The organism is Klebsiella sp. Shm-1 (genome assembly GCF_040804525.1).
Classification (GTDB): domain Bacteria; phylum Pseudomonadota; class Gammaproteobacteria; order Enterobacterales; family Enterobacteriaceae; genus Klebsiella; species Klebsiella pneumoniae.
In genome coordinates this window covers 792,690-817,553 of record NZ_CP161823.1, presented here as the reverse complement: position 1 = coordinate 817,553, position 24,864 = coordinate 792,690, and the positions used below count along the sequence as shown (strand labels likewise).

Sequence of the window (24,864 nt, the reverse complement as noted above, 5' to 3'; positions counted from 1 at the left end):
TAATGGATTTGTCAAAATGCGGTGATAAGAGCGGAATTCTACCGGATTCGCGCCCTTATTCCTACACTGTTGTCAATTTGGCCAGAGGTGATCGATGATCAGCTGCAGGCTACGGTTGCCGCGGAACTCGTTGATGTCGAGCTTGTAGGCTAACTGGACTTCACGCACGCCGTTATCCGGCCAGATGGAAGTATCAACGTTGAAGGCGATACCGTCCAGCAGCGGCCCGCCGTCAACCGGTTCGACCATCACCTTCAGGTGACGCTCGCCCACCAGCCGCTGCTGCAGCAGGCGAAAACGACCGTCAAACAGCGGTTCCGGGAACATCTGCCCCCACGGCCCGGCGTCGCGCAGCATCTGCGCCACTTCCATGCTCATCTCCGCCGCCGCCAGCGGGCCATCGGAAACCACCTCGCCCTGCAACAGCGCAGGATCCAGCCATTCGGTCACCAGCTCGCCGAAGCGCTGTTGAAACTCTTCAAAACGCGCCTCCTCCAGCGATAAGCCCGCCGCCATCGCATGGCCGCCGAACTTCAGGATTAGCCCGGGATAAAGCGTATCAAGGCGCTCCAGCGCATCGCGCATATGCAACCCCTGAATGGAACGGCCGGAGCCTTTCAGCGTGCCGTCGCCGGTAGGCGCAAAAGCGATAACCGGGCGATGGAAGCGCTCCTTAATCCGCGAGGCGAGAATGCCGACTACCCCCTGATGCCATTGCGGATGGTACATCGCCAGCCCGCCGGGCAGGGTATCGGCGCTGCGCTCCAGCTGCTGACAGAGCGTTAGCGCTTCCGCCTGCATCCCCTGCTCAATCTCTTTGCGCGTCTGATTAAGCGCATCGAGCTCGTTGGCCAGCACCCGCGCTTCGCCGATGTTATCGCACAGCAGCAGCGCGACGCCGACCGACATGTCGTCCAGCCGTCCCGCCGCGTTCAGGCGCGGCCCGAGGGCGAAACCGAGGTCGCTGGCCGCCAGCTTTTGCGGATCGCGGTTGGCAATTTCCAGCAGCGCCTTAATACCGGGCCGACATTTGCCGGCGCGAATGCGGCTTAACCCCTGCCAGGTGAGGATACGGTTGTTAGCATCCAGCGGCACGACGTCCGCGACGGTGCCAAGCGCCACCAGATCCAGCAGCTCGGCAAGGTTCGGCGCGGGGATGCCGCGAGCGTCGAACCAGCCTTTATCGCGCAGAAAAGTGCGCAGCGCCAGCATCAGATAAAACGCCACCCCCACCCCGGCCAGTGATTTTGACGGGAAGTCGCAATCGCGCAGGTTGGGATTAACGATAGCTTCCGCCGCCGGCAGCGTCTCGCCCGGCAGATGGTGATCGGTCACCAGCACCGGGATCCCCAGCGCATGGGCATGATCGACGCCGGCATGGGACGAGATCCCGTTGTCGACGGTCATGATCATCTGCGCGCCGCGAGCATGGGCCTGATCGACCACTTCCGGGCTTAAACCGTAGCCGTCTTCAAAGCGGTTCGGCACCAGATAGGAGACGTTGCCGTAACCCAGCGCGCGCAGGGCCAACACGCTGAGCGCGGTGCTGGTGGCGCCGTCGGCGTCAAAATCACCGACCACCACGATGTGCAACCCTTTCTGGAACGCGTCATGCAGCATCTCGACCGCTTTTTCAACGCCGGTGAGCTGCGTCCAGGGGAGCATGCCTTTGACGCTGCGCTCCAGCTCCTGCGCGCTGCGCACCCCGCGGCTGGCATATAGCCGCTGCAGCAGCGGCGGCAGGTCGGCGGGGAGTTCGACGCCGTCAACCGCCTCGCGGCGGCGTAGTTGTATCTGTTGTTTCACGCGAATCAGTTACCGCTTGTCTGTTTTTTGTGCTCATCAAGGAACGCCTTCAGCTCTTTCGGCCCCTGATAGCCCGGCAGCACCATGCCGTTACTGAGGACCATCGCCGGCGTACCGTTGACGCCCATCTGCACGCCGAGGGTGTAATGTTTGGCGATATCTACGCTGCAGCTCGCCGGCTGCACGCCTTTACCATTCATGGCGTCATCCAGCGCTTTGTTGCGATCTTTCGCGCACCAGATGGCCTTCATGTCCTGCTCCGCCTGGCTTTGCAGACCCTGGCGCGGGAAGGCCAGATAGCGCACGGTGATCCCCAGCGCGTTGTAGTCGCTCATCTGCTCGTGCAGTTTATGACAGTAGCCGCAGGTAATATCGGTGAAGACGGTGATGACGTGCTGCTCCTTCGGCGCTTTGTAGACAATCATCTCATTGCTCAGCGCGTTCAGCTTACCCAGCAGCAGCTGGTTGGTGACGTTGACCGGCTGCGCGCCGCTCACGTCGTACATCGGCCCCTGGATGATATGTTTGCCGTCGTCGGTCACGTACAACACGCCGCTGTCGGTCAGCACCGTGCTCATCCCGGAAACCGGCGATGGTTGAATATCGGTGCTCTGCACACCCAGCTTCGCCAGCGACTGTTTAATTGCCGCGCTATCGGCGTGCGCCGCTCCTGAAAGGGAGGCCGCCAGCAGGGTGAACATCAATAAACCTTTTTTCATACTCAGTCCTTTTGTTCAGCACTCACGCCCGCGGGTGGTGCTGTTGATGAAGTTGTCGCAGACGCTCGGTCGCCACGTGGGTGTATATCTGCGTGGTGGAGAGATCGCTGTGTCCTAACAGCATCTGCACCACGCGCAGATCGGCGCCATGATTGAGCAAATGCGTGGCGAACGCATGGCGTAACACGTGCGGGGAAAGCTTTTCGCTGTCGATCCCCGCCAGTACGGCATAGTGTTTAATCCGGTGCCAGAAGGTCTGGCGCGTCATCTGCTGGGCGCGCTGGCTGGGAAATAAGACATCCGACGCCACGCCGTTCAGCAGCCAGGGGCGACCATACTCGAGGTAATTTTCCACCCACAGTACCGCCTCTTCCCCCAGCGGCACCAGCCGCTCTTTGTTGCCTTTTCCCACCACCCGCAGCACGCCCTGCCGCAGGCTGATGTCGCTCATCGTCAGCCCCACCAGCTCCGAGACGCGCAGGCCGGTGGCATACAGCACCTCCAGCATCGCTTTATCGCGCAATTCCAGCGGCTGCTCCACCAGCGGCGCCTGCAGCAGGCGCTCAACCTGCGCCTCACTGAGATCTTTTGGCAGCCGCTGCGGTAGCTTCGGCGAGGCCAGCAGCGCGCTGGGATCGTCCGGGCGAATTTTTTCCCGGTACAGATGCTGGAAAAAACGGCGCACGGCGCTCAGCAGGCGCGCGGTGCTGGTGGCTTTGTAGCCGCCGGACTGCCGCTCAGCCAGCAGCGCCTGCAGATCGTCGCTGCCAACGCTTGCCAGCGACAGGCCGCGATGGTGCAGCCACTCAACTAACATCGTCAAATCGCGACGGTAGGCGCTGAGCGTATTCTCCGCCAGGTTGCGCTCCAGCCAAAGGGCATCGAGAAACTGTTCGATTAGTGCCAGATCCTGTTTCACATCGGCCTCTTTGTTCGTTAAACGCTCTCATTATGCCTTAAGAGGACGCCTTTCTGGTACACTGCCCGCCATTCACGGCAAGAATCGAGATGTTTACGCGATGAATATAGGTCTGTTTTACGGCTCCAGTACCTGCTACACCGAAATGGCCGCGGAGAAAATCCGCGATATCATCGGCCCCGAACTGGTGACGCTGCACAATCTGAAAGATGACTCCCCCGCGCTGATGAGCCAGTACGACGTACTGATCCTTGGCATCCCGACCTGGGATTTCGGCGAAATTCAGGAAGACTGGGAAGCGGTCTGGGATCAGCTGGACACCCTGAACCTCGAGGGAAAGATCGTCGCGCTGTACGGCATGGGCGATCAGCTGGGCTACGGCGAATGGTTCCTTGACGCGCTCGGCATGCTGCATGACAAGCTGGCGACCAAGGGCGTGAAGTTTGTCGGCTACTGGCCAACCGAAGGCTATGAGTTCACCAGCCCGAAACCGGTGATCGCCGATGGCCAACTGTTCGTTGGCCTGGCGCTGGATGAAACCAACCAGTACGACCTGAGCGACGAGCGCATCCAGAGCTGGTGCGAGCAGATCCTCGGCGAAATGGCCGAACACTTTTCCTGACGCGGCTTACTCCTGCGCCGGTTTTTGCAGCACCAGCCGGCGCAGATCGCGCCACTCTCCGGCGTCCATGCTGTCCGCCGCCAGCCAAAGATGCTGTCCGCGCCGGGTATCGACATGGCGCAAACGCAGCAGCATACCGCTATTGATAACCCACGGCGTCCCGAGGATCTCCCATTCGGCGTTTTGCCAGCGAAGACGGGAATCGGTGAGCAGTTTTATCTCCCCGCGACGGGCATGGATCCGCCGCTGGCTGCGCACGCAGTCGAAGACCACCAGCGACAGCAGCAGCAGCCAGATCGGGGTATAGCTCAGCGGCCAGGGAACCAACAGCACCAGGGCCGCCACCACGCCGTGAAGCAGCAGGGAAAACCACTGCGCGCGCCAGGAGATACGGAGATCAGATTGCCACAGGACCACGTTCCCGATTCCGTGTCTGAATTAAGGTTACCATCCGCTGCAGCTCCGCATCGGCCGGTTTGCCGTGGTTCATCAGCCAGTTGAACAGATCCGGATCGTCATTTTCCAGCAGGCGAATGAACAGCTGTTTGTCAGCGTCGCTGAGGGTATCGTACTCATACTCAAAGAACGGCATGATGGAGATGTCGAGTTCGCGCATCCCGCGGCGGCATGCCCAGTGGATACGTGCTTTATTGTTAATGTCCATGTTGACCTTCCAGCAGCAAAATATAGGTTAGTTTAACCCGTTTTCTGCCGTAACTTTACAGGAATATCGCTGAATGCGAGCATCCTTCCATAAAAACCTTAAAATAATGATGGGTTTATTGATTCCCTGCGTCAGGCGGCTGTCTCACGCCAGCGCACAAATGGCCTGTTGAAAGCACTTGCAATGCACTATAGCTCTTTTACCATTGGTCACACACACTGCGTTAAGCGATTCAGGATATGACTATGGCTTTTACACCTTTTCCTCCGCGTCAGCCTTCCTCTTCCGCTCGTCTGCCGTTAACGCTGATGACCCTGGATGACTGGGCGCTGGCGACAATTAGCGGGCCGGACAGCGAAAAATATCTGCAGGGGCAGATTACCGCCGATGTGAGTCATCTCACCGATGCCCAGCATCTGCTTGCCGCCCACTGTGATGCCAAAGGCAAGATGTGGAGCAACCTGCGCGTATTCCGTCGCGAGGGCGGCTTCGCGTGGATTGAGCGCCGCAGCCTGCGCGACGCGCAGCTGACCGAGCTGAAAAAATATGCCGTCTTCTCCAAAGTCACCATTGCCGCCAACGACGATCTGGTTCTGCTGGGAGTAGCCGGCTTCCAGGCGCGCGCCGCGCTGGCGCCGCTGTTCGCCGCCTTGCCCGACGCTGCCACCCCGGTGGTCAGCGAAGGCGCCACCAGCCTGCTGTGGTTTGAACACCCGGGCGAGCGCTTCCTGCTGGTGACCGATGTCGACACCGCCAACCGCGTCACCGACGCGTTGCGCGGCGAAGCGCAGTTTAACAACAGCCAACAGTGGCTGGCGCTGAATATTGAAGCCGGCCTGCCGGTTATCGACAGCGCCAACAGCGGGCAGTTCATTCCGCAGGCCACCAACCTGCAGGCGCTGGGCGGCATCAGCTTCAAAAAAGGCTGCTACACCGGCCAGGAAATGGTCGCGAGGGCGAAATTCCGCGGCGCCAATAAGCGCGCGCTGTGGACGCTGTCAGGGACCGCCAGCCGGGTGCCGGAAGCCGGGGAAGACCTGGAGCTGAAGATGGGCGACAACTGGCGCCGCACCGGTACGGTGCTGGCAGCCGTACAGCTGGATGACGGAAGCCTGATGGTCCAGGTAGTGATGAATAACGACATGGAACCGGACAGCGTGTTCCGCGTGCGCGACGATGCCGGCAGCCTGAGCATCAAACCATTGCCGTATTCTCTGGAAGAAGATTAAGGAAAAGTTCCCGGCTTGCGGCGCTTGCGCCTTAGCCGGGCTACCCGGCCGCAGAATATCGTAGCCACGGTAAGCGCAGCGCCACCGTGGGATGTTTATCAGGACTGGCCGATGTAAAGATAAATCGCCAGGAAGTGACACACGCTGCCGCCGAGCACGAAACCGTGCCAGATAGCGTGGTTATAGGGAATACGTTTGCAGACGTAGAAGATGACCCCCAGCGAGTACACCACCCCGCCAACCGCCAGCAGCGTTACCCCGCCCACCGCCAGCTTCACTGCCAGCTGATAGACCACGATAAGCGACAGCCACCCCATGGTCAGATAGGTCACCAGCGACAAAATTTTAAAGCGGTGCGCGATGGTCAGCTTAAACAGGATCCCCAGCAGCGCCAGGCTCCAGATGACGATCATCAGCCCCTTCGCCAGCGGTGAATTCAACCCCACCAGCAAAAACGGCGTGTAGGTCCCGGCAATCAGCAAATAGATGGCGCAGTGGTCGAATTTCTTCAGCCACTGTTTCGCCCGCTGATGCGGGATCGCGTGATAGAGCGTGGAAGCGAGGAACAGCATAATCATGCTGCCGCCGTACAGGCTGTAGCTGGCGATCGCCGTCGCGCTGGCGTTTGTATCCGCCGCCTGCACCAGCAGCAACACAAGGCCGACGATACCGAACACCAGCCCGATCCCGTGGCTGATGCTGTTGGCAACTTCCTCTGCCAGAGAATATCCCTGAGTGATTAATGGTTTGCGAACCATACTGGACTCCGTGAAAACAAGAACGCTTTCATTGCCCACTTAGGGTAACTGAGAATGATTCCAGTGAACACCTGTTAGCTAAAATAAAACGATGTATATTTGTAAATACTTTAAAATCATAAAGTTACATTTTTATTTCAACTCACAGCTGTTCCTGATTATCTTAAAGCGTTTTGAATTCAATGACATAAAACTGGCTCTCGCCAGGATAGATGTCGCTGATGACCTGCCGCAGCTGCCCGAGAGTCATATTCTCCTGTTGCGCATGCTGTTCGGTCAGCGTATCGAGCGTCACCGTCGAGGTCGCGGTCACGGCGATGGTGCAAAAATAGCCGTCATCTTCATAGCGCCCAACGCGCAGCACATCGCCGGGCTTAAAGTGCGACTCCGCTGCATCGCGAATGGTGATGGTTTTGCGCCCGGCGAGGATGTCGTCCTGAAAACGCTGAAAAAAGGTAATGTCATTGGCCTGCATGATATAATTCCGTCCTGGTCATTATGAATTGTGAGTTCGCCCTGTGAGTATGTTCTCCCACGCCGCTGTCGCCAGTCTCAATAATCTTGAGATGATGGTCTACCACTACGTCATTAAAAATCGTGACAAAGTGATGTACATGACCATCCGCGAACTGGCCGAGGCCGCCGGGGTCTCCACGACCACCGTGTTACGCTTCTGCCGCAAACTGCAGTGCGAGGGCTACTCTGAATTTCGCGTGCGCTTTAAATTATATCTCGAGCAGAATGAGCCTCAACAGGCAAATATCGGCGCCAGCGAAATAATGAGCTTTTTTAAAAGCGTCAATAATGACGAGTTCGATGAATTACTCGAGCAGGCCGTCGATATTATTCTCGCCTCCGAACGTATTATTTTTGTCGGCGCCGGCACCTCCGGCGCGCTGGCGAAATATGGCGCACGCTTCTTCTCCAACGTCGGTAAATTCAGCAACCATATTGACGACCCCTATTTTCCTGTAACCAACGATATGGCCCGCAACGCGCTGGCGATCGTGCTTTCCGTCTCTGGCGAGACGGAAGAGATCCTGCGCTTTGCCAGCCAGTTCAGCCTGCATCATTGCAAGGTGATGTCGATTACCAGCCATGAGCATTCGCGGCTGGCCAAACTGGCTGATTTCAATCTCTCCTGGCACGTGCCGCAGACGCGCATTGGCGGCGTCTACGATATTACAACGCAAATTCCAGTGATCTATATTCTCGAATCCCTCGGACGTAAATTAGCGCGCAAAATCAGCTAAAAATAACAGCCTGTTTTTTTGATGTAACATATTACCTTTGGCGGAATTTGTTATATCGTGACATTCACTTTCACTTTGCTAGACTCGAGAACAATAGTTATTAGAGAGATTAGCCAGGATGAAAAAATTAACCCTTCCGAAAGATTTTTTATGGGGCGGCGCGGTCGCCGCGCATCAGGTTGAAGGCGGCTGGGATCAGGGCGGCAAAGGCCCCAGCATCTGCGATGTGTTGACCGGCGGGGCGCACGGCGTGCCGCGCGAAATCACCCACCAGGTCGAAGCGGGAAAATACTACCCGAACCACGAAGCCGTCGACTTCTACGGTCGCTACAAAGAAGACATCAAACTGTTCGCCGAGATGGGCTTCAAGTGCTTCCGCACCTCTATCGCCTGGACCCGCATCTTCCCGCAGGGTGACGAAACCCAGCCGAATGAAGAGGGACTGAAGTTCTACGACGACATGTTCGACGAGCTGCTGAAATACAACATCGAGCCGGTGATCACTCTCTCCCACTTCGAGATGCCCCTGCACCTGGTGCAGCAGTATGGCGGCTGGACCAACCGCAAAGTGGTCGATTTCTTTGTGCGCTTTGCCGAAGTGGTCTTCGAGCGCTATAAGCACAAAGTGAAATACTGGATGACCTTTAACGAGATCAACAACCAGCGCAACTGGCGCGCGCCGCTGTTCGGCTACTGCTGCTCCGGGGTGGTCTATACCGAGCATGACAATCCGGAAGAGACCATGTACCAGGTGCTGCACCACCAGTTCGTGGCCAGCGCGCTGGCGGTGAAAGCGGCGCGGCGCATCAACCCGGACATGCAGGTCGGCTGCATGCTGGCGATGGTCGCCCTCTACCCTTACTCCTGCAAACCGGAAGATGTCATGTTCGCCCAGGAGTCGATGCGCGAGCGCTACGTCTTTACCGACGTCCAGCTGCGCGGTTACTACCCGAGCTATGTGTTGAATGAATGGGAACGCCGCGGCTTCAACATCAGGATGGAAGACGGCGACGCGCAGATCCTGCGCGAAGGTACCTGCGCCTATCTCGGCTTCAGCTACTACATGACCAACGCGGTGAAAGCCGAGGGCGGCACCGGCGATGCCATTTCCGGTTTCGAAGGCAGCGTGCCGAACCCGCACGTCAAAGCCTCCGACTGGGGCTGGCAGATTGACCCGGTCGGCCTGCGCTATTCTCTGTGTGAACTGTATGAGCGTTATCAGAAGCCGCTGTTTATCGTGGAAAACGGCTTTGGCGCCTACGACAAAGTAGAAGCCGACGGCAGCATCAACGATGACTACCGCATCGACTACCTGCGCGCCCACATCGAAGAGATGATCAAAGCGGTCACTTATGACGGCGTCGATCTGCTGGGCTATACCCCATGGGGCTGCATCGACTGCGTCTCCTTCACCACCGGGCAGTACAGCAAACGCTACGGCTTCATCTACGTCAACAAACACGACGATGGCACCGGCGACATGTCCCGCTCGCGCAAGAAGAGCTTTAACTGGTACAAAGAGGTCATCGCCAGCAACGGTGAGAACCTGTAACTAACCGCCCTCTCCCGGCCGGGGGAGGGCTAATTGCTTATCCGCCAGACACTTCTTTACAGCTTTACCATTGCCAAAACCCGTTCGCCCGTTAAGATAAGCCTCGTGAATATTTGAGGCAATCATGATTAAGCGACAACGCAAAGCCATTCTTTTTGTCCTCCTGGCCTGTCTGGTGGTGCTAACCTGCACCGCTCAACGGATGGCCGGGATGCACGCGCTGGTCATGAACCTCACCGCCGACAGCCCGTCGCTACAGCAAAACCAGGATCAGGCCGAGGCGCCGGTCACGCCGTGCGAGCTCAGCGCCAAGTCGCTGATGGCCGTTCCGCCGATGCTGTTTGAAGGGGCGCTGTTGGCTATCACCCTGCTGCTGGCGGTGCTGGCGGCGATCCCGCCGCGTATCGAACGCCAGTGGCCTCCCCGCGTTATCTCCTCACCCCGATTGCGGGTGCATCTGCGATTATGCGTCTTCCGTGAGTGATTGATTCTCCTGGCAGTTCAGGTTAATTCATCACTTACGGAGCAAACTTATGTATATGGTATTCAGGCGACTACTGGTCTGCCTGCTTTGGCTATGGCTGCCCGTCAGCCAGGCCGCCGACAGCGGCTGGCTGCGCGCCGCCGACAATCAACACGCCAGCGTGCGCCTGCGGGCGCAAACCGAGAGCAATGGCGACACTCGCCTGCTTTTAGACGTAGCGCTGGAAAAGGGCTGGAAAACCTACTGGCGCTCGCCAGGGGAAGGCGGCATCGCGCCGGCTATCGCCTGGCACACGCCGCTGGAGGTGAACTGGCGCTGGCCGACGCCGCAGCGCTTCGACGTCGCGGGCATTTCCACTCAGGGCTATCACGGCGACGTCAGCTTCCCGATGACGCTGCGCGGGAAGATACCGCCGACGCTTAGCGGCGTCCTGACGCTCTCTACCTGCAGCAATGTCTGCATTCTCACTGACTACCCCTTTTCGCTGGATATGACGACTCCGGCGGGGGAGCGATTTAATTATGATTTTACCCGCGCGATGGGCACACTGCCGCTGCGCGATGGCCTGACTTCGCAGCTGACCGCCAGCTACGTCAGCGGCAAACTGACGGTGACCGCCCGCCGCGATGCCGGCTGGCAGCAGCCAGCGCTGTTTATCGACAGCATGGAGGATGTCGATTTCGGCAAGCCGAGCTTTACCACCCGCAGCGATACGCTGACCGCCACCGTACCGGTCACCGATAGCTGGGGCGAAGCGGCGCCGGATCTGCGCGGTAAAACCTTGTCGCTGGTGCTGGCCGATAGCGGTCAGGCGCAGGAAAGCCAAGTCGCCGTCGCCGCCGGCAGCGCCGCGCCGGGGCTGGCGTTAGGCTGGGTGCTGCTGATGGCGCTGGCCGGCGGGCTAATTCTCAACGTCATGCCCTGCGTGCTGCCGGTGCTGGCGATGAAGCTCGGCTCGCTGGTGCAAACCGAAGGTCGCGAACGCGGCGCGGTGCGGCGGCAGTTCCTCGCCTCGGTATTTGGGATCGTCGTCTCGTTCCTGGCGCTGGCGCTGATGATGACCGCGCTACGCCTGGGGAATCAGGCGCTCGGCTGGGGCATCCAGTTCCAGAACCCGTGGTTTATCGGCGCGATGGCGCTGGTGATGGTGCTGTTCAGCGCCAGTTTATTGGGGCTGTTCGAAATCCGCCTATCCTCCAGCGCCAGCACCTTCCTCGCCACCCGCGGCGGCAACGGCTTAATGGGCCATTTCTGGCAGGGCGCCTTCGCCACCCTGCTGGCGACGCCCTGCACCGCGCCGTTCCTCGGTACCGCCGTGTCGGTGGCGCTGGTGGCGCCCCTGCCGCTGCTGTGGGGCATTTTCTTCGCCATGGGGATCGGCATGAGCCTGCCGTGGCTGCTGATCGTTGCCTGGCCGGGTCTGGCGCAACGACTGCCACGCCCGGGCCGCTGGATGAATCATCTGCGGGTGGTGCTGGGGCTAATGATGCTTGGTTCAGCGCTATGGCTGGTCAGCCTGCTGACGATCCACATCGGCCGTACGCCGGTGCTTACCCTGCTGGTGATGCTGGCCATCGCCCTGCTAGTGGCCACCGCCTGGCGCTACCGCTGGCGGACGGCGCTGCGCGCGGGCGCCCTGGCCATCGTGGTGGCGGGCGCCGTCGCCTTTGTTGCCCAACAGGACGGCCAGGGCCCGCGCCGCGACCGGGTTAACTGGCAGCCGCTCAGCGAGCAGGCTATCGCCAGCGCCCTGGCGGAGCATAAACGGGTATTTATTGATGTCACCGCCGACTGGTGCGTGACCTGTAAAGCCAATAAATACAACGTGCTGCTGCGCGACGACGTCCAGCAGGCGCTGTTAGCGCCAGATGTGATCGCCTTACGCGGCGACTGGAGCCGCCCCTCCGCTGACATTAGTCAGTTTTTAACCGCACGCGGCAGCGCCGCGGTGCCGTTTAACCAGATTTACGGACCGGAATTGCCGCAGGGACAGATTCTGCCTGCGCTGTTAGACCGCGAACACCTTCTCGCCACCCTGTCCGCCGCTAAAGGAAAATAACATGAGAGCTATCACCGCCTTATTACTGCTGTGCGTATCGGCCTTCAGCTTCGCCGCCCCGGCGGAAGAACCACAATCGAACGGTAATGACCAGTTAGCCCAGCTGCTGTTTAACGATCCGAATAGCCCGCGCACCGGCGCGAAAGAGCCAAAACTCACAATCGTCTCGTTTACCGATTACAACTGCCCTTACTGCAAACAGTTTGATCCCCTGCTGGAAAAAATCGTGCACGATAATCCGGACATCCAGCTCATCGTTAAGCTGCTGCCGTTTAAAGGGCAGAGTTCGGTGAATGCCGCTAAAATCGCGCTCTCCACCTGGCGTCAGCAGCCCGATAAATTCTGGGCGCTGCATCAGCGGCTGATGGCGAAAAAAGGCTATCACGATGACGCCAGTATCGCCGCCGCGCAGAAGAAAACCGCTACCGATAGCGTAAATATCGATGACAAGACCATGGATTCGCTGAAGATGAACCTGATTTTGTCGCAGGTGCTGAATATACAGGGCACCCCGGCAACGATCATCGGCGATCAGATGGTGGCCGGCGCGATCCCTGCTGAAGACCTGGAGGGGCTGGTGAAAGAACAGCTGGCGAAAGCCCGTGGCCAGTAAAATCAGGCGCTGGCTGCGCGAGCTGGCGGTGTGGCTGCTGATTGGCGCGGCGGTGAGCCTGGCGGTGGATTATTTTCGCCAGCCCGCGCTGCCGCAAAACGTCAGCGCCACATCGCTGCAGACACTCGACGGCAGGACGCTGGATCTGAACGCCATGAGCCAGCAAAAGCCGCTGCTGCTGTACGTCTGGGCGACCTGGTGCGGAGTCTGTCGCTATACCACGCCGTCGGTGGCATCGCTTGCCGCCGACGGCGGCAATGTGCTGACGGTAGCCCTGCGTTCCGGCGATAACGCCGCGCTGGAGAAGTGGCTGACCAGGAAGAAACTGGCGCTGCCGACGGTGAATGATCCAAGCGGCCAGCTGGCGCGGCAGTGGGATATCCAGGTAACGCCAACGCTGGTGGTCATTTCTCAAGGCGAGGTGAAGTCGGTTACCACCGGCTGGACCAGCAGTTGGGGAATGCGCCTGCGGCTGTGGCTGGCCTCCTGGTAGACCGTCGGGCTTTAGCGGTTTTTATGCCGGGTAAGGCGTATCCGCCACCCGGCCTACCATTCGGCTTTGACCCCGTAGGCCCGGCAAGCGCAGTGGACTGCACCCCAAAAGTTGGACACCCAACTGAGTAAGGTGCAATTTTATGGCTAAACCAAAGTATTCCCCTGAAACAAAACTGGCTGTGGTTAATCATTATTTGTCCGGTAAAGACGGAGAACAGAGTACAGCCGACCTTTTTGGTATTGAAAGAACATCTGTCCGTCGCTGGGTCAGGGCATGGCAGTTCCACGGTGCAGAAGGCCTGACTGCAAAAAATAATCATTATTCCGATGAATTTAAACTCGTGGTCGTCCGGGCGGTTATCAGTGACCGCCTGACGATGCGTGAAGCGGCTGCCCGGTTTAATCTCTCCGCAGAAATACTTGTCCGGCGCTGGCTCGACGTGTACAACGATGCCGGAGCGGAAGGTCTTTTAAACATACAATGCGGACGGCCCGGAAAAATGACAAAGCCAAAAAATATCCCACCACTGACAGATAAAGAGCTGGAAAAACTCTCCCCCGAAGAGCTCAGGGCCGAACTGCGTTATCTGCGGGCAGAGAATGCCTATCTAAAAAAGTTGAAAGCCTTGGTTCAGAGCGAAAAAAATGGCAAAAAGCCCTGATAATCAGTGAACTAAGGCACGAACACGCTCTGCGGGACCTTCTGCGGGCGGCCGGTATGTCCCGTAGCACGTGGTATTACAATATGAATGCACTGAAGCAAGGGGACAGGTATGCGGGTCTTAAAGAGAACATCAGGAAGATATACCACTATCACAAAGGTCGTTATGGCTACCGCAGGATCACGCTCGTACTGAGAAAACAGGGGCTGCGGATAAACCATAAAACAGTGCAGCGGCTGATGGCAGAACTGTCACTCCGGTCTGTGATAAGGGCGAAAAAATATCGTGCCTGGAAAGGGAGAACGGGCGAGGCCGCGCCCAATATCCTGAGCCGGAACTTCGGTGCGTCAAAAGCCAACGAAAAATGGGTAACAGATGTGACAGAGTTCCCGGTACAGGGAAAAAAGCTTTACCTGTCTTCAGTTCTCGATCTGTTTAACCGGGAGGTTATCGCCTACAGCCTGTCGGAAAGGCCGGTGATGGAGATGGTGAATACGATGCTGGACGGTGCGTTCCCGAAGCTCAGACCGGGAGATGCTCCGCTGCTGCACTCGGATCAGGGCTGGCATTACAGGATGAGGAGCTATCAGGAACGTTTAAAGGCGCATGGGATGACGCAGAGTATGTCGCGTAAAGGAAACTGCCTGGATAATGCAGTGATGGAAAACTTCTTCGGGACCCTGAAATCGGAGTGTTTTTATCTGAGGGAGTTCAGGAGTGTCAGTGCGCTAAGAAAAGCCGTAGAGGACTATATCCATTACTACAACAACGAGCGGATAAGCCTGAAATTAAAAGGCCTGAGTCCGGTAGAGTACCGAACCCAGGCTCTGAGAGCCGCTTAATATGAACCATCCAACTTTATGGGGTCAGTCCAGCAGCGCCGCCGGGCAATAGACATCTACGGGTTATTTCCCGCCCGCCAGTTCAAGGAAGCTACCCGTCACATACGACGCTTTGTCGCTCAGCAGCCAGGCAATGGCCTGAGCGACCTCTTCCGGCTGGCCGCCGCGCTGCATCGGTAGCGAACCTTTCACTCGATCCACGCGTCCCGGTTCACCGCCGGAGGCGTGCATCTCGGTATAAATCAGCCCCGGACGCACGCCGTTGACCCGGATCCCCTGCGCCGCCACCTCCAGCGCCAGCCCGGTGGTCAGGGTATCTACCGCCCCTTTCGACGCGGCATAGTCAACGTACTCCCCCGGCGCGCCAAGGCGCGACGCCGCCGACGACACGTTAACTATCGCCCCGCCCTTACCGCCATGTCGATGTGACATGCGCTTTACCGCCTCGCGACAGCAGAGGAAATAACCGGTGACGTTGGTGGCCAGCACGCGGTTAATACGCTCGGCGCTCAGGCTCTCCACCGTACACTGGGTAAACAGGATCCCGGCGTTGTTGACCAGCGCCGTCAGCGGCTCGCCCATGCGGTCGATCGCCTCAAACATCGCCATCACCTGCGCTTCATCGCTGATGTCCGCCCGCAGCGCCGTGGCTTTGCCGCCAGACGCCACAATGGTATTCACCACCTCGGTGGCGGCGTTAATGTTGTGATGGTAATTGACCGCCACGGTATACCCTTCCTGCGCCAGCAGCAGCGCCGTCGCCCGGCCTATGCCGCGGCTCGCGCCGCTAATAAGAGCTATTCCCATACCTTCCCTCCAAAAAAATAAAGGCGCCGCAGCGCCTTTAAAAGTTTAGCTAAAACGCAAACTTACTGGTATTCGCTCATCGGTACGCAGGAGCAGAACAGGTTGCGGTCGCCGTAGACATCATCCAGACGCTTCACCGTCGGCCAGTACTTGTTGTGCAACCCTGCCGGGAATACCGCCAGCTCGCGGCTGTACGGATGGTTCCACTCGCCCACCAGCTCGCCCTGGGTGTGCGGCGCGTTCACCAGAGGGTTATCCTCCAGCGGCCATTCGCCGGCTTTGACGCGGTCGATTTCCGCGCGGATCGCCAGCATCGCGTCGATAAAGCGGTCCAGCTCGACCTTGCTTTCCGATTCCGTCGGCTCAACCATCAGCGTCCCCGCTACCGGGAAAGACATGGTCGGGGCATGGAAGCCAAAGTCGATCAGGCGCTTGGCGATATCCAGCTCGCTAATGCCGGTCTCTTCTTTCAGCGGACGAATATCGAGAATGCATTCGTGCGCTACGCGACCATCGCGACCGGTGTAGAGCACCGGGTAGGCGTCTTTCAGCCGGGTAGCGATGTAGTTGGCGTTAAGGATCGCGTTCTGGCTCGCCTGCTTCAGCCCTTCCGCACCCATCATGCGGATATACATCCAGCTGATCGGTAGAATGGACGCGCTGCCGAACGGCGCGGCGGAAACCGCGCCCTGGCGGGTCAGCATGCCTTCAATTTGTACCACGCTGTGGCCCGGTACAAACGGCGCCAGGTGCGCTTTCACGCCGATAGGGCCCATACCCGGACCGCCGCCGCCGTGCGGAATGCAGAAGGTTTTATGCAGGTTGAGGTGCGAAACGTCAGCGCCGATAAAGCCCGGAGAGGTGATCCCGACCTGGGCGTTCATGTTGGCGCCATCGAGGTAAACCTGGCCGCCGAACTGATGCACTATCTCGCACACTTCACGGATGGTTTCTTCATACACGCCGTGGGTCGACGGATAGGTGACCATGATGCAGGAGAGATTGGCCCCCGCCTGCTCTGCTTTTTCACGCAGATCGGCGAGATCGATGTTGCCGTTTTTATCACAGGCAACGACCACTACCTGCATACCCGCCATCTGCGCGGAAGCCGGGTTGGTGCCGTGCGCGGAGCTAGGGATCAGGCAGATATCGCGATGGCCTTCGTTGCGGCTCTCGTGATAATGGCGAATCGCCAGCAGGCCAGCATATTCACCCTGCGCGCCGGAGTTCGGCTGCATGCAGACGGCGTCATAGCCGGTCAGTTTCACCAGCCAGTCGGAAAGCTGGGCGATCATCTGCTGATACCCTTCCGCCTGCTCGACCGGGCAGAACGGGTGCAGCTCGGCGAATTCCGGCCAGGTGATCGGGATCATCTCCGCCGCGGCGTTCAGTTTCATGGTGCAGGAGCCCAGCGGGATCATCGCCTGGTTCAGCGCCAGATCTTTACGCTCCAGGGCGTGCATGTAGCGCATCATCTCGGTTTCGCTATGGTAGCGGTTAAACACCGGATGGGTGAGGATCGCATCGTCGCGCAGCATCGCCGCCGGGATCGAACGGCTATCCAGCGCCACGTCTTTATCCAGGGTATCGATATCCAGACCGTGATCGTCGCCGACGATGGCGCGGAACAGGTTCAGCACATCTTCGCGAGTGGTCGCTTCATCGAGCGTAATGCCCACCGCGCCGTGAATATCGCTGCGCAGGTTAATCTGCAGGTCTTCGGCACGCGCCAGCACCGCAGCTTTATCCGCCACTTCGACGCACAGGGTGTCGAAGTAGTGGGCATGACGCAGCTTCAGCCCTTTCTTCTGCAGGCCGTCGGCCAGAATGTCGGTCAGACGATGAATGCGACCAGCGATACGTTTCAGACCCGCCGGGCCGTGGAATACCGCGTACAGGCTGGCGATGTTGGCCAGCAGCACCTGCGAGGTACAAATGTTGGAGTTCGCTTTCTCACGGCGGATGTGCTGCTCGCGAGTCTGCATCGCCATGCGCAGCGCGGTATTCCCCGCCGCATCTTTCGATACGCCGATAATCCGGCCCGGCATGGAGCGTTTGAATTCATCTTTCGCCGCGAAGAAGGCCGCGTGCGGGCCGCCGTAGCCCATCGGCACGCCGAAGCGTTGGGCGGAACCGAAAACGATATCCGCGCCCTGCTTGCCCGGCGCCGTCAGCAGCACCAGCGCCATAAAGTCGGCGGCGACGCTGACAATCACTTTGCGCGCTTTCAGCTCGGCGATCAGTTTGCTGTAATCGTGGATTTCGCCGGTGGTGCCCACCTGCTGCAGCAGCACGCCGAAGACATCCTGGTGATCGAGCACTTTGTCGGCGTCATCGACGATGACGTCGAAGCCGAAGGTTTCCGCGCGGGTGCGAACCACGTCCAGGGTTTGCGGATGGACGTCGGCGGCAACGAAGAAGCGGTTGGCGCTCTTCAGTTTACTGACGCGTTTGGCCATCGCCATCGCTTCGGCGGCGGCGGTGGCTTCATCAAGCAGCGAAGCGGAAGCGATATCCAACCCGGTCAGATCCAGAGTGACCTGCTGGAAGTTGAGCAGCGACTCCAGACGGCCCTGGGATACTTCCGGCTGGTAAGGGGTATAGGCGGTATACCAGCCCGGGTTTTCCAGCATGTTGCGCTGAATGACCGGCGGCAGCTGCACGGCGGTATAGCCCATGCCGATGTAAGACTTGAAGCGCTTGTTGCGACTGGCAATCGCCTTCAGCTCCGCCAGCGCGGCGAATTCGGTAGTCGCGTCGCCCACCTGCGGTGGGGTCGCCAGCTGGATATCCTGCGGCACAATCTGGCCGATCAGGGCGTTAAGCGAATCCGCGCCGACGGTCTTCAGCATCTCTTGCTGTTGCTGAGCGTCCGGGCCAATGTGACGTTCAATAAAGGCGTCGCGGTTTTCAAGCTGACTTAAAGTCTGAGTCATGAGCGATGGTTCCTGAAACGTGCGGTGAATCGTGGTTGTCTGACTGGTTTGCCCGGCAAGCGCTGATGCTTACCGGGCCAGAATACGCAAAATCATTCGCGTTGCAGGAAGGCGGCGACACAGCGACTCCCCGGGAGCTTACAAAAGTAAGTGACCGGGGGGAGCCAGGAAGCCAACGCCCCTGCAGCGTGAAGGATGAAGCGTATTTATTCGTCTTCCAGTAAAGCTTCATACGCGGCGGCATCCAACAGCGCGGCAACCTGCGCTTCGTCGCTGGCTTTGATCTTGAAGATCCAGCCGTCGGTATACGGGTCGCTGTTGACCAGTTCCGGAGAGTCGTTCAGCTCTTCGTTGACGGCAACGATTTCACCGCTAATCGGCGCGTAGATATCGGAGGCCGCCTTCACGGATTCGGCAACCGCGCAATCGGCGCCCGCTTCAACGGTGGCGCCCACTTCCGGCAGGTCAACGAAAACCATATCGCCAAGCAGCTCCTGCGCGTGCTCGGTGATCCCTACGGTATAGGTACCGTCCGCTTCTTTACGCAGCCACTCGTGTTCTTTGCTGTATTTCAGTTCTGCTGGTACGTTGCTCATCAATTCATCTCCAAAAAAGGGAAATCACACAATGGCTTTGCCATTGCGTACAAAACCAGGTTTAGTCACTTTAACCGGCATTTCACGGTTACGGATTTGCACCACCGCGGTGTCGCCAATCCCGGCCGGCACGCGAGCCAGCGCGATGCTGTAGCCCAGCGTCGGCGAGAAGGTGCCGCTGGTGATAATGCCTTCTTTTTGATTACCGTCGCTATCGGTAAAACGGACCGGCAGACCACCGCGCAGGACGCCTTTCTCGGTCATCACCAGGCCAACCAGCTGCTCGGTGCCTTTTTCGCGCTGCATCTCCAGCGCTTCGCGGCCGATGAAGTTACGATCGGCGGGCTCCCAGGCGATAGTCCAGCCCATGTTCGCCGCCAGCGGGGAAACGCCTTCGTCCATCTCCTGGCCGTACAGGTTCATCCCGGCCTCCAGGCGCAGGGTGTCGCGCGCGCCAAGACCGCACGGCTTAACGCCAGCGTCCAGCAGACCGCGCCAGAAATCAGCCGCCTGCTCGTTCGGCATCGCAATTTCATAACCCGCTTCGCCGGTATAGCCGGTGGTGGCGATAAACAGGTCGCCGGCCTGCACGCCGAAGAACGGCTTCATGCCTTCCACGGCCTGACGCTGAGCGTCGGTAAACAGCGTCGCCGCCTTCGCTTTCGCCTGGGGGCCCTGCACCGCGATCAGCGACAGATCGTCGCGAACGGTAATTTCAAGGCCGTAAGGTTCAGCTTGTTCGGAGATCCAGGCGAGGTCTTTTTCGCGGGTGGCGGAGTTAACAACGAGGCGGAAATAATCTTCAGAAAGGAAATAGACAATCAGGTCATCGATGACGCCGGCGGAGGCGGTAAGCATTCCCGTGTAGAGCGCTTTGCCCGGGGTGGTGAGCTTCGCCACATCGTTGGCCAGCAAATAGCGCAAGAACTCGCGGATCCGGCTGCCGTGGAAATCGACGATGGTCATATGCGACACATCGAACATCCCTGCATCGCCGCGCACCGCATGGTGCTCATCAATCTGGGACCCGTAATGCAGCGGCATCATCCAGCCATGGAAATCCACCATGCGCGCGCCGCACAGCGTGTGTTGTTCATACAACGGAGTCTGTTGAGCCATCTTTTCCTCATCGAATAAAACGGAACCAGCCACGAAATTGTCGGCGATTTTGCGCCATGAAATTCGGCGTCGGCATCGCTGACGGACGCCGACGCAAACGTTCTCTTTGGCCTGAACTTACCACCGAACCCGGCGCTAAACCATAAGCTCATTCAGGGCATCACATTAGCTTATGGCTAAAATCCGCCGAAAAGCCTACAGAGTTATTGACTAGAAAAAAGCGATTTACGCCACATAAAATTAACATTAACGGCGCGACAATTAGGTAATGATGGTGTTTTATGCGATTTTACGGCTCTAATTTCTTTAACAAAAAAAAGGACGCATTAATAAATCTAATGCGAAAAAAGAGGTGAAATTAGAATATTTCAAATGAGGGGGAAAACCCGGCGCCCAGGCCGGGTGAAAGAAGTGTGACGCGGTTAACGTAACCAGGCAGGCAGATCGTTGAGGCCCATCGCCTGGCGAATCAGCTGCGGTTTCACGCCAGGCAGCGTATCGGCCAGTTTGAGTCCCACATCGCGAAGAAATTTCTTCGCCGGATGGCTCCCGGAGAACATTTCGCGGAAGCCCTGCATGCCCGCCAGCATCAGCGCCGCGCTGTGCTTGCGGCTGCGCTCGTAGCGGCGCAGATAAAGATGCTGGCCGATATCTTTGCCCTGAGCGTGCAGGCGCTTCAGCTCGTCAATAAGCTCGGCGGCATCCATAAAACCGAGGTTGACCCCCTGCCCGGCCAGCGGATGGATGGTATGCGCGGCATCGCCGACCAACGCCAGTCGGTGGGCGGCAAACTGACGGGCATAGCGGCCGGTCAGCGGGAAAACTTCACGTTCACTTGCCAGCTGGCAGAGGCCAAGGCGATTATCGAACGCGATATTCAGCGCCTGGTTGAAGGTGGTTTCATCAGCCTGCTGCATCCGCTGCGCTTCCCCCGGCGATAGCGACCAGACGATCGAGCACAGGTGCGGATCGCTGAGCGGCAGGAAGGCGAGGATCCCGTCGCCATGGAACGCCTGGCGGGCCACCGCCTGATGCGGCTCAGCGGTACGGATGGTCGCCACCAACGCATGATGATGGTAATCCCAGAAGGTCAGCGGAATATCGGCTTTATTGCGCAGCCATGAATTGGCACCATCGGCGCCGATCACCAGCCGCGCGGTCAGCATGCTGCCGTCCTGCAGGCTGAGAAAGGCTTCATTCTCGCCCCACGCCACCTGCTGAAGTTCCGCCGGAGCCAGCAGGGTAACGTCAGCGCAACGCTGCGCCTTCTGCCACAATGCATGATGCACTACGGCATTTTCGATAATATAGCCAAGGTGGCTAAAGCCCATGCTCTGGTCATCGAAGCTAATGTGGCCAAAGCTGTCTTTATCCCACACTTCCATACCGTGATAGCAGCTGGCCCTCTGGGCGACGATCTCGCGCCAGACGTCCAGCTTTGTCAGCAGCTTTTCGCTGGCGGCATTAATTGCCGAAACGCGCAGCGCCGGCGGCGCATCGGCGGCCAGCGGTCGCGGCTCTGCTTTCTCCAGCACTGCGACGCGCAGGCCGCTACCCTGTAGACCGCAGGCTACCGCCAGCCCCACCATTCCACCGCCAACAATGGCAACATCAACACTTTGCACGTTCTACTCCTTAACGGGGAACCCAACCGAGGGTACGCTGCGCCAGCGCATCGCGCGCCGGGGTAAATAATTCCATCGCCATCAGACCGACGTTGCGCCCCGCCACCAGCGGCGCCCAACGGTTGGCAAACAGATGCACCAGCCCATCGGTCACGCCGATGGTGGCGGCTTTATCCCCTGCCCTGCGCGCCTGATAGCGGCACAGCAGTGGATAATGACCGACATCTTCGCCGCTGAGATGGGCGTCAGCGAGTAATTCCGCCAGGCTCATCACATCGCGCAGGCCGAGATTAAAGCCCTGCCCGGCGATCGGGTGCAGCGTCTGCGCCGCGTTGCCGACCAGCGCCAGGCGGTGCGACACCGCGCGGCTGGCGGTGGTGAGGGCCAGCGGATAAACGCTGCGCTTCCCGGCGTGGGTAATACGCCCCAGCCGCCAGCCGAATGCCTGCTGCAGCTCCTGACAAAAGCGTTCGTCAGACCAGCTCTGCACCTCATCGCGGCGCGACTGCGGATGACACCACACCAGCGAGCAGCGCCCTTGCGACATCGGCAGCATCGCCAGCGGGCCATGCTCGGTAAAGCGCTCGAAGGCGCGACCTTCGTGGGGCAACGCGGTGCTGACGTTAGCAATGATCGCTATCTGCTCATACGGCTGCTGCTGCCAGCTGATGCCGCAGCGGGCGCCCAGTGCCGAACGGGAACCGTCCGCCGCCACCAGCAGCTTACCGTTAATGATTTCGCCGCCCTCAAGCGTAAGGCTGACGCTCTCCTGGCTGCGACTGACCGCTTCCACTTTCGCCGGACAGTGCAGCGTGACGCCCGGCGCCTCGCGCAGCAGACCAAACAGCCGCTGGCCGACATCGTGGAGTTCAACCACCTGGCCCAGCGCCGACAGGCCATAATCCGCGGCCGCCAGATTCACAAACCCGGCATGACCGCGGTCGCTGACGTGTACTCGCTGGATGGGCGTCGCGCGTTCGGCGAGGCGTTGCCAGATACCGATACACGCCAGCTGCTGGCAGGTGCCCGCAGCCAGGGCGATCGCCCGGTCGTCAAAGCCAGGGTGGCGTGAAGAATGCGGATCCTGCGCTTCAATGAGGTGGACCGGCAGCGCGCCGCCGGTCAAACGGGAGATGGCCAGCGCGAGCGTCGCCCCGGTCATCCCGCCGCCGACGATCAGCACGCTCATGACTGGCGCGCCGCCGCCATCAGCGCCTCGATCTCATCCGCCTTCTTCACCACGCCGGCAGTGAGATTTTCGTTACCGTCTTCGGTAATCACGATGTCATCTTCAATACGGATGCCGATGCCGCGATACTGCGCCGGCACGTCGGCATCGGTGGCGATATACAGTCCCGGCTCGACGGTCAGCACCATTCCCGGCTCCAGGACGCGCGAACGGTCGGTGTCGTAATTACCGACATCGTGCACATCCAGACCCAGCCAGTGGCTCAGGCCATGCATAAAGTACGGGCGGTGGGCGTTGTTGGCGATAAGCTCGTCAATCTCGCCTTTCAGGATCCCCAGCCGCACCAGGCCGGTAATCATAATGCGCACCACTTCCTGGTTGACCTGACAGATCGAGGTGCCCGGCCGATAGAGTTTCAGCGCGGTCTCCAGCGATTCGAGCACAATGTCGTAGATCTCGCGCTGCGGCTGGGTAAATTTACCGTTTACCGGGAAGGTGCGGGTAATGTCCCCGGCATAGCCGCGATACTCGCAGCCGGCGTCAATCAGGACTAAATCGCCGTCGCGCAGTTCAGATTCGTTTTCGGTGTAGTGCAGAATACAGCCGTTTTCGCCGCCGCCAACGATGGTGTTATAGGAGGGGAAACGTGCCCCGTGGCGGTTGAATTCATGGAGAATTTCACCTTCCAGCTGATATTCGAACATGCCAGGGCGGCATTTTTCCATCGCCCGGGTATGGGCCAGCGCGGTGATCTCCCCGGCGCGGCGCATCACGGCAAGCTCTTCCGCGGATTTAAACAGGCGCATCTCATGCACAATGGGCCGCCAGTCGATAACCGAGTTCGGCGCCTGCAGATTCTGGCGCGAGCCTTTGCGCAGTTTTTCGAGGGCGTTGAACACAATCTCATCGGCATAGGCATATTCACCCTGGGCGAAGTAGATCGCGTCCAGACCGTTGAGCAGCTGATACAGCTGCTGGTTGATTTCGCTGAACGCCAGCGCCCGGTCGACGCCAAGCTTCGCCGGCGCGGCCTCCTGGCCCAGACGGCGTCCAAACCAGATCTCAGCGGTAAGATCGCGAACCCGGTTGAACAGCACGCTATGGTTGTGGGTTTCATCGCTTTTAATCAACACCAGCAGCGCTTCCGGTTCGTTAAAGCCGGTGAAGTACCAGAAATCGCTGTTCTGCCGGTAGGGATATTCCGAATCTGCACTGCGCACCGCTTCCGGTGCGGCGAAAATCAGCGCCGCGCTGCCTGGCTGCATCTGCGCCAACAGCGTCTGGCGACGCGATAGAAATTCCTGCTGAGTCATGACGCCCCCTGAACGAATTTTAGTTAGTGTAATGTCGGTTTGCGGACTTCCGGTGCGGTTGGCTGCTGACGGGCAAAGGTGTCGTGGCACAGCAGTGCGGCAACGCGGACATACTCGATAATCTCCTCCAGAGACATCTCCAGCTCTTCCTGATCTTCGTCTTCATCGTAGCCCAGCTGGGCAATATTACGCAGATCGTCAATCGCTTCCCCGGTTTCATCCTTCACTTTATCCAGCTTCGGCTGGCTAACGCCAAGACCAAGCAGGAAGTGGTTGACCCAACCGGCGAGGGCGTCGGCACGGTCAAAGACGCTCACCGCATCGCCTTCCGGCAGATACAGTTGAAAGAGGAAACCGTCGTCATCCAGTGAATCGCTGATGGCGGAATGCATGTTACGCAGCGCCTGAGCCAGTTCATGGCCAAAGGCGAGACCTTCGTTGGTCAGGTCGTGCACCAGCGGCTGCCAGCTGCTGTCCGTGTTGCCGCCGCACAGCAATCCGCTGATCAAACCGTGCATTTCGGCCGGGGTGAGACCTACCCCTTGTTGGTTCAGTAACTGGTCTACATCGTTGTAACCAGGCATTTCGTTCTGTATAGACAT

24 protein-coding genes are annotated in these 24,864 nt (G+C 59.0%); 9 read left to right on the top strand and 15 right to left on the bottom strand.

Annotated elements, in window-relative coordinates; genetic code table 11:
* Positions 1-72 precede the first annotated feature (72 nt).
* From recJ to xerD, 3 genes are read right to left on the bottom strand one after another with little or no spacing between them, the layout of a single operon-like run.
* Complete coding sequence (gene recJ, locus AB1E37_RS04045) at positions 73-1,806, bottom strand: single-stranded-DNA-specific exonuclease RecJ (RefSeq protein ID WP_004149758.1); 1,734 nt, start codon at positions 1,804-1,806, stop codon at positions 73-75.
* 5 nt (positions 1,807-1,811) lie between these two features.
* Positions 1,812-2,525, bottom strand: a complete 714-nt coding sequence (dsbC, locus tag AB1E37_RS04040; RefSeq protein ID WP_002916301.1) for a bifunctional protein-disulfide isomerase/oxidoreductase DsbC — start codon at positions 2,523-2,525, stop codon at positions 1,812-1,814.
* A gap of 22 nt (positions 2,526-2,547) precedes the next feature.
* Positions 2,548-3,444 (bottom strand): site-specific tyrosine recombinase XerD, encoded by an 897-nt coding sequence (xerD, locus tag AB1E37_RS04035; protein WP_004144729.1) that lies wholly within the window; start codon positions 3,442-3,444, stop codon positions 2,548-2,550.
* 100 nt (positions 3,445-3,544) lie between these two features.
* On the opposite strand from xerD, the gene fldB reads away from it, so the two are divergent.
* Complete coding sequence (fldB, locus tag AB1E37_RS04030; protein WP_004144730.1) at positions 3,545-4,066, top strand: flavodoxin FldB; 522 nt, start codon at positions 3,545-3,547, stop codon at positions 4,064-4,066.
* A gap of 6 nt (positions 4,067-4,072) precedes the next feature.
* Here the strand turns inward: fldB and AB1E37_RS04025 are convergent, their stop codons facing one another.
* Positions 4,073-4,483 (bottom strand): protein YgfX, encoded by a 411-nt coding sequence (locus AB1E37_RS04025; protein ID WP_002916310.1) that lies wholly within the window; start codon positions 4,481-4,483, stop codon positions 4,073-4,075.
* Positions 4,464-4,730 (bottom strand): FAD assembly factor SdhE, encoded by a 267-nt coding sequence (gene sdhE / locus AB1E37_RS04020; protein WP_002916312.1) that lies wholly within the window; start codon positions 4,728-4,730, stop codon positions 4,464-4,466. The genes AB1E37_RS04025 and sdhE overlap by 20 nt, the downstream gene beginning before the upstream one ends.
* 245 nt (positions 4,731-4,975) lie before the next feature.
* Here sdhE and ygfZ point away from each other — a divergent pair, with 245 nt between their 5' ends.
* Positions 4,976-5,959 carry a tRNA-modifying protein YgfZ gene (gene ygfZ, locus AB1E37_RS04015; RefSeq protein ID WP_023286864.1) on the top strand — a complete coding sequence of 328 codons (984 nt, stop codon included), beginning with the start codon at positions 4,976-4,978 and terminating at the stop codon, positions 5,957-5,959.
* A gap of 98 nt (positions 5,960-6,057) precedes the next feature.
* Here the strand turns inward: ygfZ and AB1E37_RS04010 are convergent, their stop codons facing one another.
* On the bottom strand, positions 6,058-6,717 hold the full coding sequence (locus tag AB1E37_RS04010; RefSeq protein WP_002916317.1) for a hemolysin III family protein: 660 nt from the start codon (positions 6,715-6,717) through the stop codon (positions 6,058-6,060).
* Between the two features lie 163 nt (positions 6,718-6,880).
* Complete coding sequence (gene yqfB / locus AB1E37_RS04005) at positions 6,881-7,192, bottom strand: N(4)-acetylcytidine aminohydrolase (protein ID WP_004144734.1); 312 nt, start codon at positions 7,190-7,192, stop codon at positions 6,881-6,883.
* Between the two features lie 49 nt (positions 7,193-7,241).
* On the opposite strand from yqfB, the gene AB1E37_RS04000 reads away from it, so the two are divergent.
* The 7 genes from AB1E37_RS04000 (at position 7,242) to AB1E37_RS03970 (ending at position 14,677) form a co-directional block, all read left to right on the top strand.
* Positions 7,242-7,970 carry a MurR/RpiR family transcriptional regulator gene (locus tag AB1E37_RS04000; RefSeq protein WP_002916321.1) on the top strand — a complete coding sequence of 243 codons (729 nt, stop codon included), beginning with the start codon at positions 7,242-7,244 and terminating at the stop codon, positions 7,968-7,970.
* Positions 7,971-8,088: 118 nt separating this feature from the next.
* Positions 8,089-9,522 (top strand): 6-phospho-beta-glucosidase BglA, encoded by a 1,434-nt coding sequence (bglA, locus tag AB1E37_RS03995; protein ID WP_002916322.1) that lies wholly within the window; start codon positions 8,089-8,091, stop codon positions 9,520-9,522.
* Positions 9,523-9,646: 124 nt separating this feature from the next.
* Positions 9,647-10,006: a hypothetical protein gene (locus tag AB1E37_RS03990; protein WP_004185561.1), complete on the top strand. Its 360-nt coding sequence runs from the start codon at positions 9,647-9,649 to the stop codon at positions 10,004-10,006.
* A gap of 49 nt (positions 10,007-10,055) precedes the next feature.
* Complete coding sequence (locus AB1E37_RS03985) at positions 10,056-12,065, top strand: protein-disulfide reductase DsbD (protein WP_009308616.1); 2,010 nt, start codon at positions 10,056-10,058, stop codon at positions 12,063-12,065.
* Between the two features lies 1 nt (position 12,066).
* Complete coding sequence (locus AB1E37_RS03980; protein ID WP_009308617.1) at positions 12,067-12,678, top strand: DsbA family protein; 612 nt, start codon at positions 12,067-12,069, stop codon at positions 12,676-12,678.
* The gene (locus AB1E37_RS03975) at positions 12,668-13,171 is read left to right on the top strand and encodes a protein disulfide oxidoreductase (RefSeq protein WP_009308618.1); all 504 of its coding nucleotides are present in this window, start codon (positions 12,668-12,670) and stop codon (positions 13,169-13,171) included. Before AB1E37_RS03980 ends, AB1E37_RS03975 begins: the two co-directional genes overlap by 11 nt.
* Before the next feature lie 142 nt (positions 13,172-13,313).
* Positions 13,314-14,677, top strand: a protein-coding gene (locus tag AB1E37_RS03970; RefSeq protein WP_087760150.1) for an IS3-like element ISKpn1 family transposase whose coding sequence is annotated in 2 segments (ribosomal slippage) — positions 13,314-13,782 and positions 13,782-14,677 — 1,365 coding nt in all. Because the reading frame shifts where the segments join, the coding sequence is not laid out codon by codon here.
* A gap of 63 nt (positions 14,678-14,740) precedes the next feature.
* On the opposite strand, the gene AB1E37_RS03965 is transcribed toward AB1E37_RS03970, so the two are convergent.
* The 8 genes from AB1E37_RS03965 to AB1E37_RS03930 form a co-directional block, all read right to left on the bottom strand.
* Positions 14,741-15,484, bottom strand: a complete 744-nt coding sequence (locus AB1E37_RS03965) for an SDR family oxidoreductase (RefSeq protein ID WP_004174442.1) — start codon at positions 15,482-15,484, stop codon at positions 14,741-14,743.
* A gap of 62 nt (positions 15,485-15,546) precedes the next feature.
* The gene (gene gcvP / locus AB1E37_RS03960) at positions 15,547-18,420 is read right to left on the bottom strand and encodes an aminomethyl-transferring glycine dehydrogenase (RefSeq protein ID WP_004900541.1); all 2,874 of its coding nucleotides are present in this window, start codon (positions 18,418-18,420) and stop codon (positions 15,547-15,549) included.
* Positions 18,421-18,626: 206 nt separating this feature from the next.
* Entirely contained in the window at positions 18,627-19,016 is a 390-nt protein-coding gene (gene gcvH, locus AB1E37_RS03955; protein WP_002916479.1) for a glycine cleavage system protein GcvH, read from the bottom strand.
* A gap of 24 nt (positions 19,017-19,040) precedes the next feature.
* Positions 19,041-20,135 (bottom strand): glycine cleavage system aminomethyltransferase GcvT, encoded by a 1,095-nt coding sequence (gene gcvT, locus AB1E37_RS03950; protein WP_002916480.1) that lies wholly within the window; start codon positions 20,133-20,135, stop codon positions 19,041-19,043.
* Between the two features lie 422 nt (positions 20,136-20,557).
* Complete coding sequence (gene ubiI / locus AB1E37_RS03945) at positions 20,558-21,760, bottom strand: FAD-dependent 2-octaprenylphenol hydroxylase (protein WP_002916481.1); 1,203 nt, start codon at positions 21,758-21,760, stop codon at positions 20,558-20,560.
* 10 nt (positions 21,761-21,770) lie between these two features.
* Entirely contained in the window at positions 21,771-22,949 is a 1,179-nt protein-coding gene (ubiH, locus tag AB1E37_RS03940; RefSeq protein WP_021440702.1) for a 2-octaprenyl-6-methoxyphenyl hydroxylase, read from the bottom strand.
* Positions 22,946-24,262: a Xaa-Pro aminopeptidase gene (pepP, locus tag AB1E37_RS03935; protein ID WP_002916483.1), complete on the bottom strand. Its 1,317-nt coding sequence runs from the start codon at positions 24,260-24,262 to the stop codon at positions 22,946-22,948. The genes ubiH and pepP overlap by 4 nt, the downstream gene beginning before the upstream one ends.
* A gap of 23 nt (positions 24,263-24,285) precedes the next feature.
* Positions 24,286-24,864, bottom strand: a complete 579-nt coding sequence (locus tag AB1E37_RS03930) for a YecA family protein (RefSeq protein ID WP_002916486.1) — start codon at positions 24,862-24,864, stop codon at positions 24,286-24,288.

What these genes read in the sequence shown, in the direction of transcription:
- dsbC (WP_002916301.1), bottom strand. Translation starts at nt 2,525, where the DNA reads ATGAAAAAAGGTTTATTGATGTTCACCCTGCTGGCGGCCTCCCTTTCA.
- fldB (WP_004144730.1), top strand. Translation starts at nt 3,545, where the DNA reads ATGAATATAGGTCTGTTTTACGGCTCCAGTACCTGCTACACCGAAATG.
- sdhE (WP_002916312.1), bottom strand. Translation starts at nt 4,730, where the DNA reads ATGGACATTAACAATAAAGCACGTATCCACTGGGCATGCCGCCGCGGG.
- ygfZ (WP_023286864.1), top strand. Translation starts at nt 4,976, where the DNA reads ATGGCTTTTACACCTTTTCCTCCGCGTCAGCCTTCCTCTTCCGCTCGT.
- AB1E37_RS04010 (WP_002916317.1), bottom strand. Translation starts at nt 6,717, where the DNA reads ATGGTTCGCAAACCATTAATCACTCAGGGATATTCTCTGGCAGAGGAA.
- yqfB (WP_004144734.1), bottom strand. Translation starts at nt 7,192, where the DNA reads ATGCAGGCCAATGACATTACCTTTTTTCAGCGTTTTCAGGACGACATC.
- AB1E37_RS04000 (WP_002916321.1), top strand. Translation starts at nt 7,242, where the DNA reads ATGTTCTCCCACGCCGCTGTCGCCAGTCTCAATAATCTTGAGATGATG.
- bglA (WP_002916322.1), top strand. Translation starts at nt 8,089, where the DNA reads ATGAAAAAATTAACCCTTCCGAAAGATTTTTTATGGGGCGGCGCGGTC.
- AB1E37_RS03990 (WP_004185561.1), top strand. Translation starts at nt 9,647, where the DNA reads ATGATTAAGCGACAACGCAAAGCCATTCTTTTTGTCCTCCTGGCCTGT.
- AB1E37_RS03985 (WP_009308616.1), top strand. Translation starts at nt 10,056, where the DNA reads ATGTATATGGTATTCAGGCGACTACTGGTCTGCCTGCTTTGGCTATGG.
- AB1E37_RS03980 (WP_009308617.1), top strand. Translation starts at nt 12,067, where the DNA reads ATGAGAGCTATCACCGCCTTATTACTGCTGTGCGTATCGGCCTTCAGC.
- AB1E37_RS03965 (WP_004174442.1), bottom strand. Translation starts at nt 15,484, where the DNA reads ATGGGAATAGCTCTTATTAGCGGCGCGAGCCGCGGCATAGGCCGGGCG.
- gcvP (WP_004900541.1), bottom strand. Translation starts at nt 18,420, where the DNA reads ATGACTCAGACTTTAAGTCAGCTTGAAAACCGCGACGCCTTTATTGAA.
- gcvH (WP_002916479.1), bottom strand. Translation starts at nt 19,016, where the DNA reads ATGAGCAACGTACCAGCAGAACTGAAATACAGCAAAGAACACGAGTGG.
- gcvT (WP_002916480.1), bottom strand. Translation starts at nt 20,135, where the DNA reads ATGGCTCAACAGACTCCGTTGTATGAACAACACACGCTGTGCGGCGCG.
- ubiH (WP_021440702.1), bottom strand. Translation starts at nt 22,949, where the DNA reads ATGAGCGTGCTGATCGTCGGCGGCGGGATGACCGGGGCGACGCTCGCG.
- pepP (WP_002916483.1), bottom strand. Translation starts at nt 24,262, where the DNA reads ATGACTCAGCAGGAATTTCTATCGCGTCGCCAGACGCTGTTGGCGCAG.
- AB1E37_RS03930 (WP_002916486.1), bottom strand. Translation starts at nt 24,864, where the DNA reads ATGTCTATACAGAACGAAATGCCTGGTTACAACGATGTAGACCAGTTA.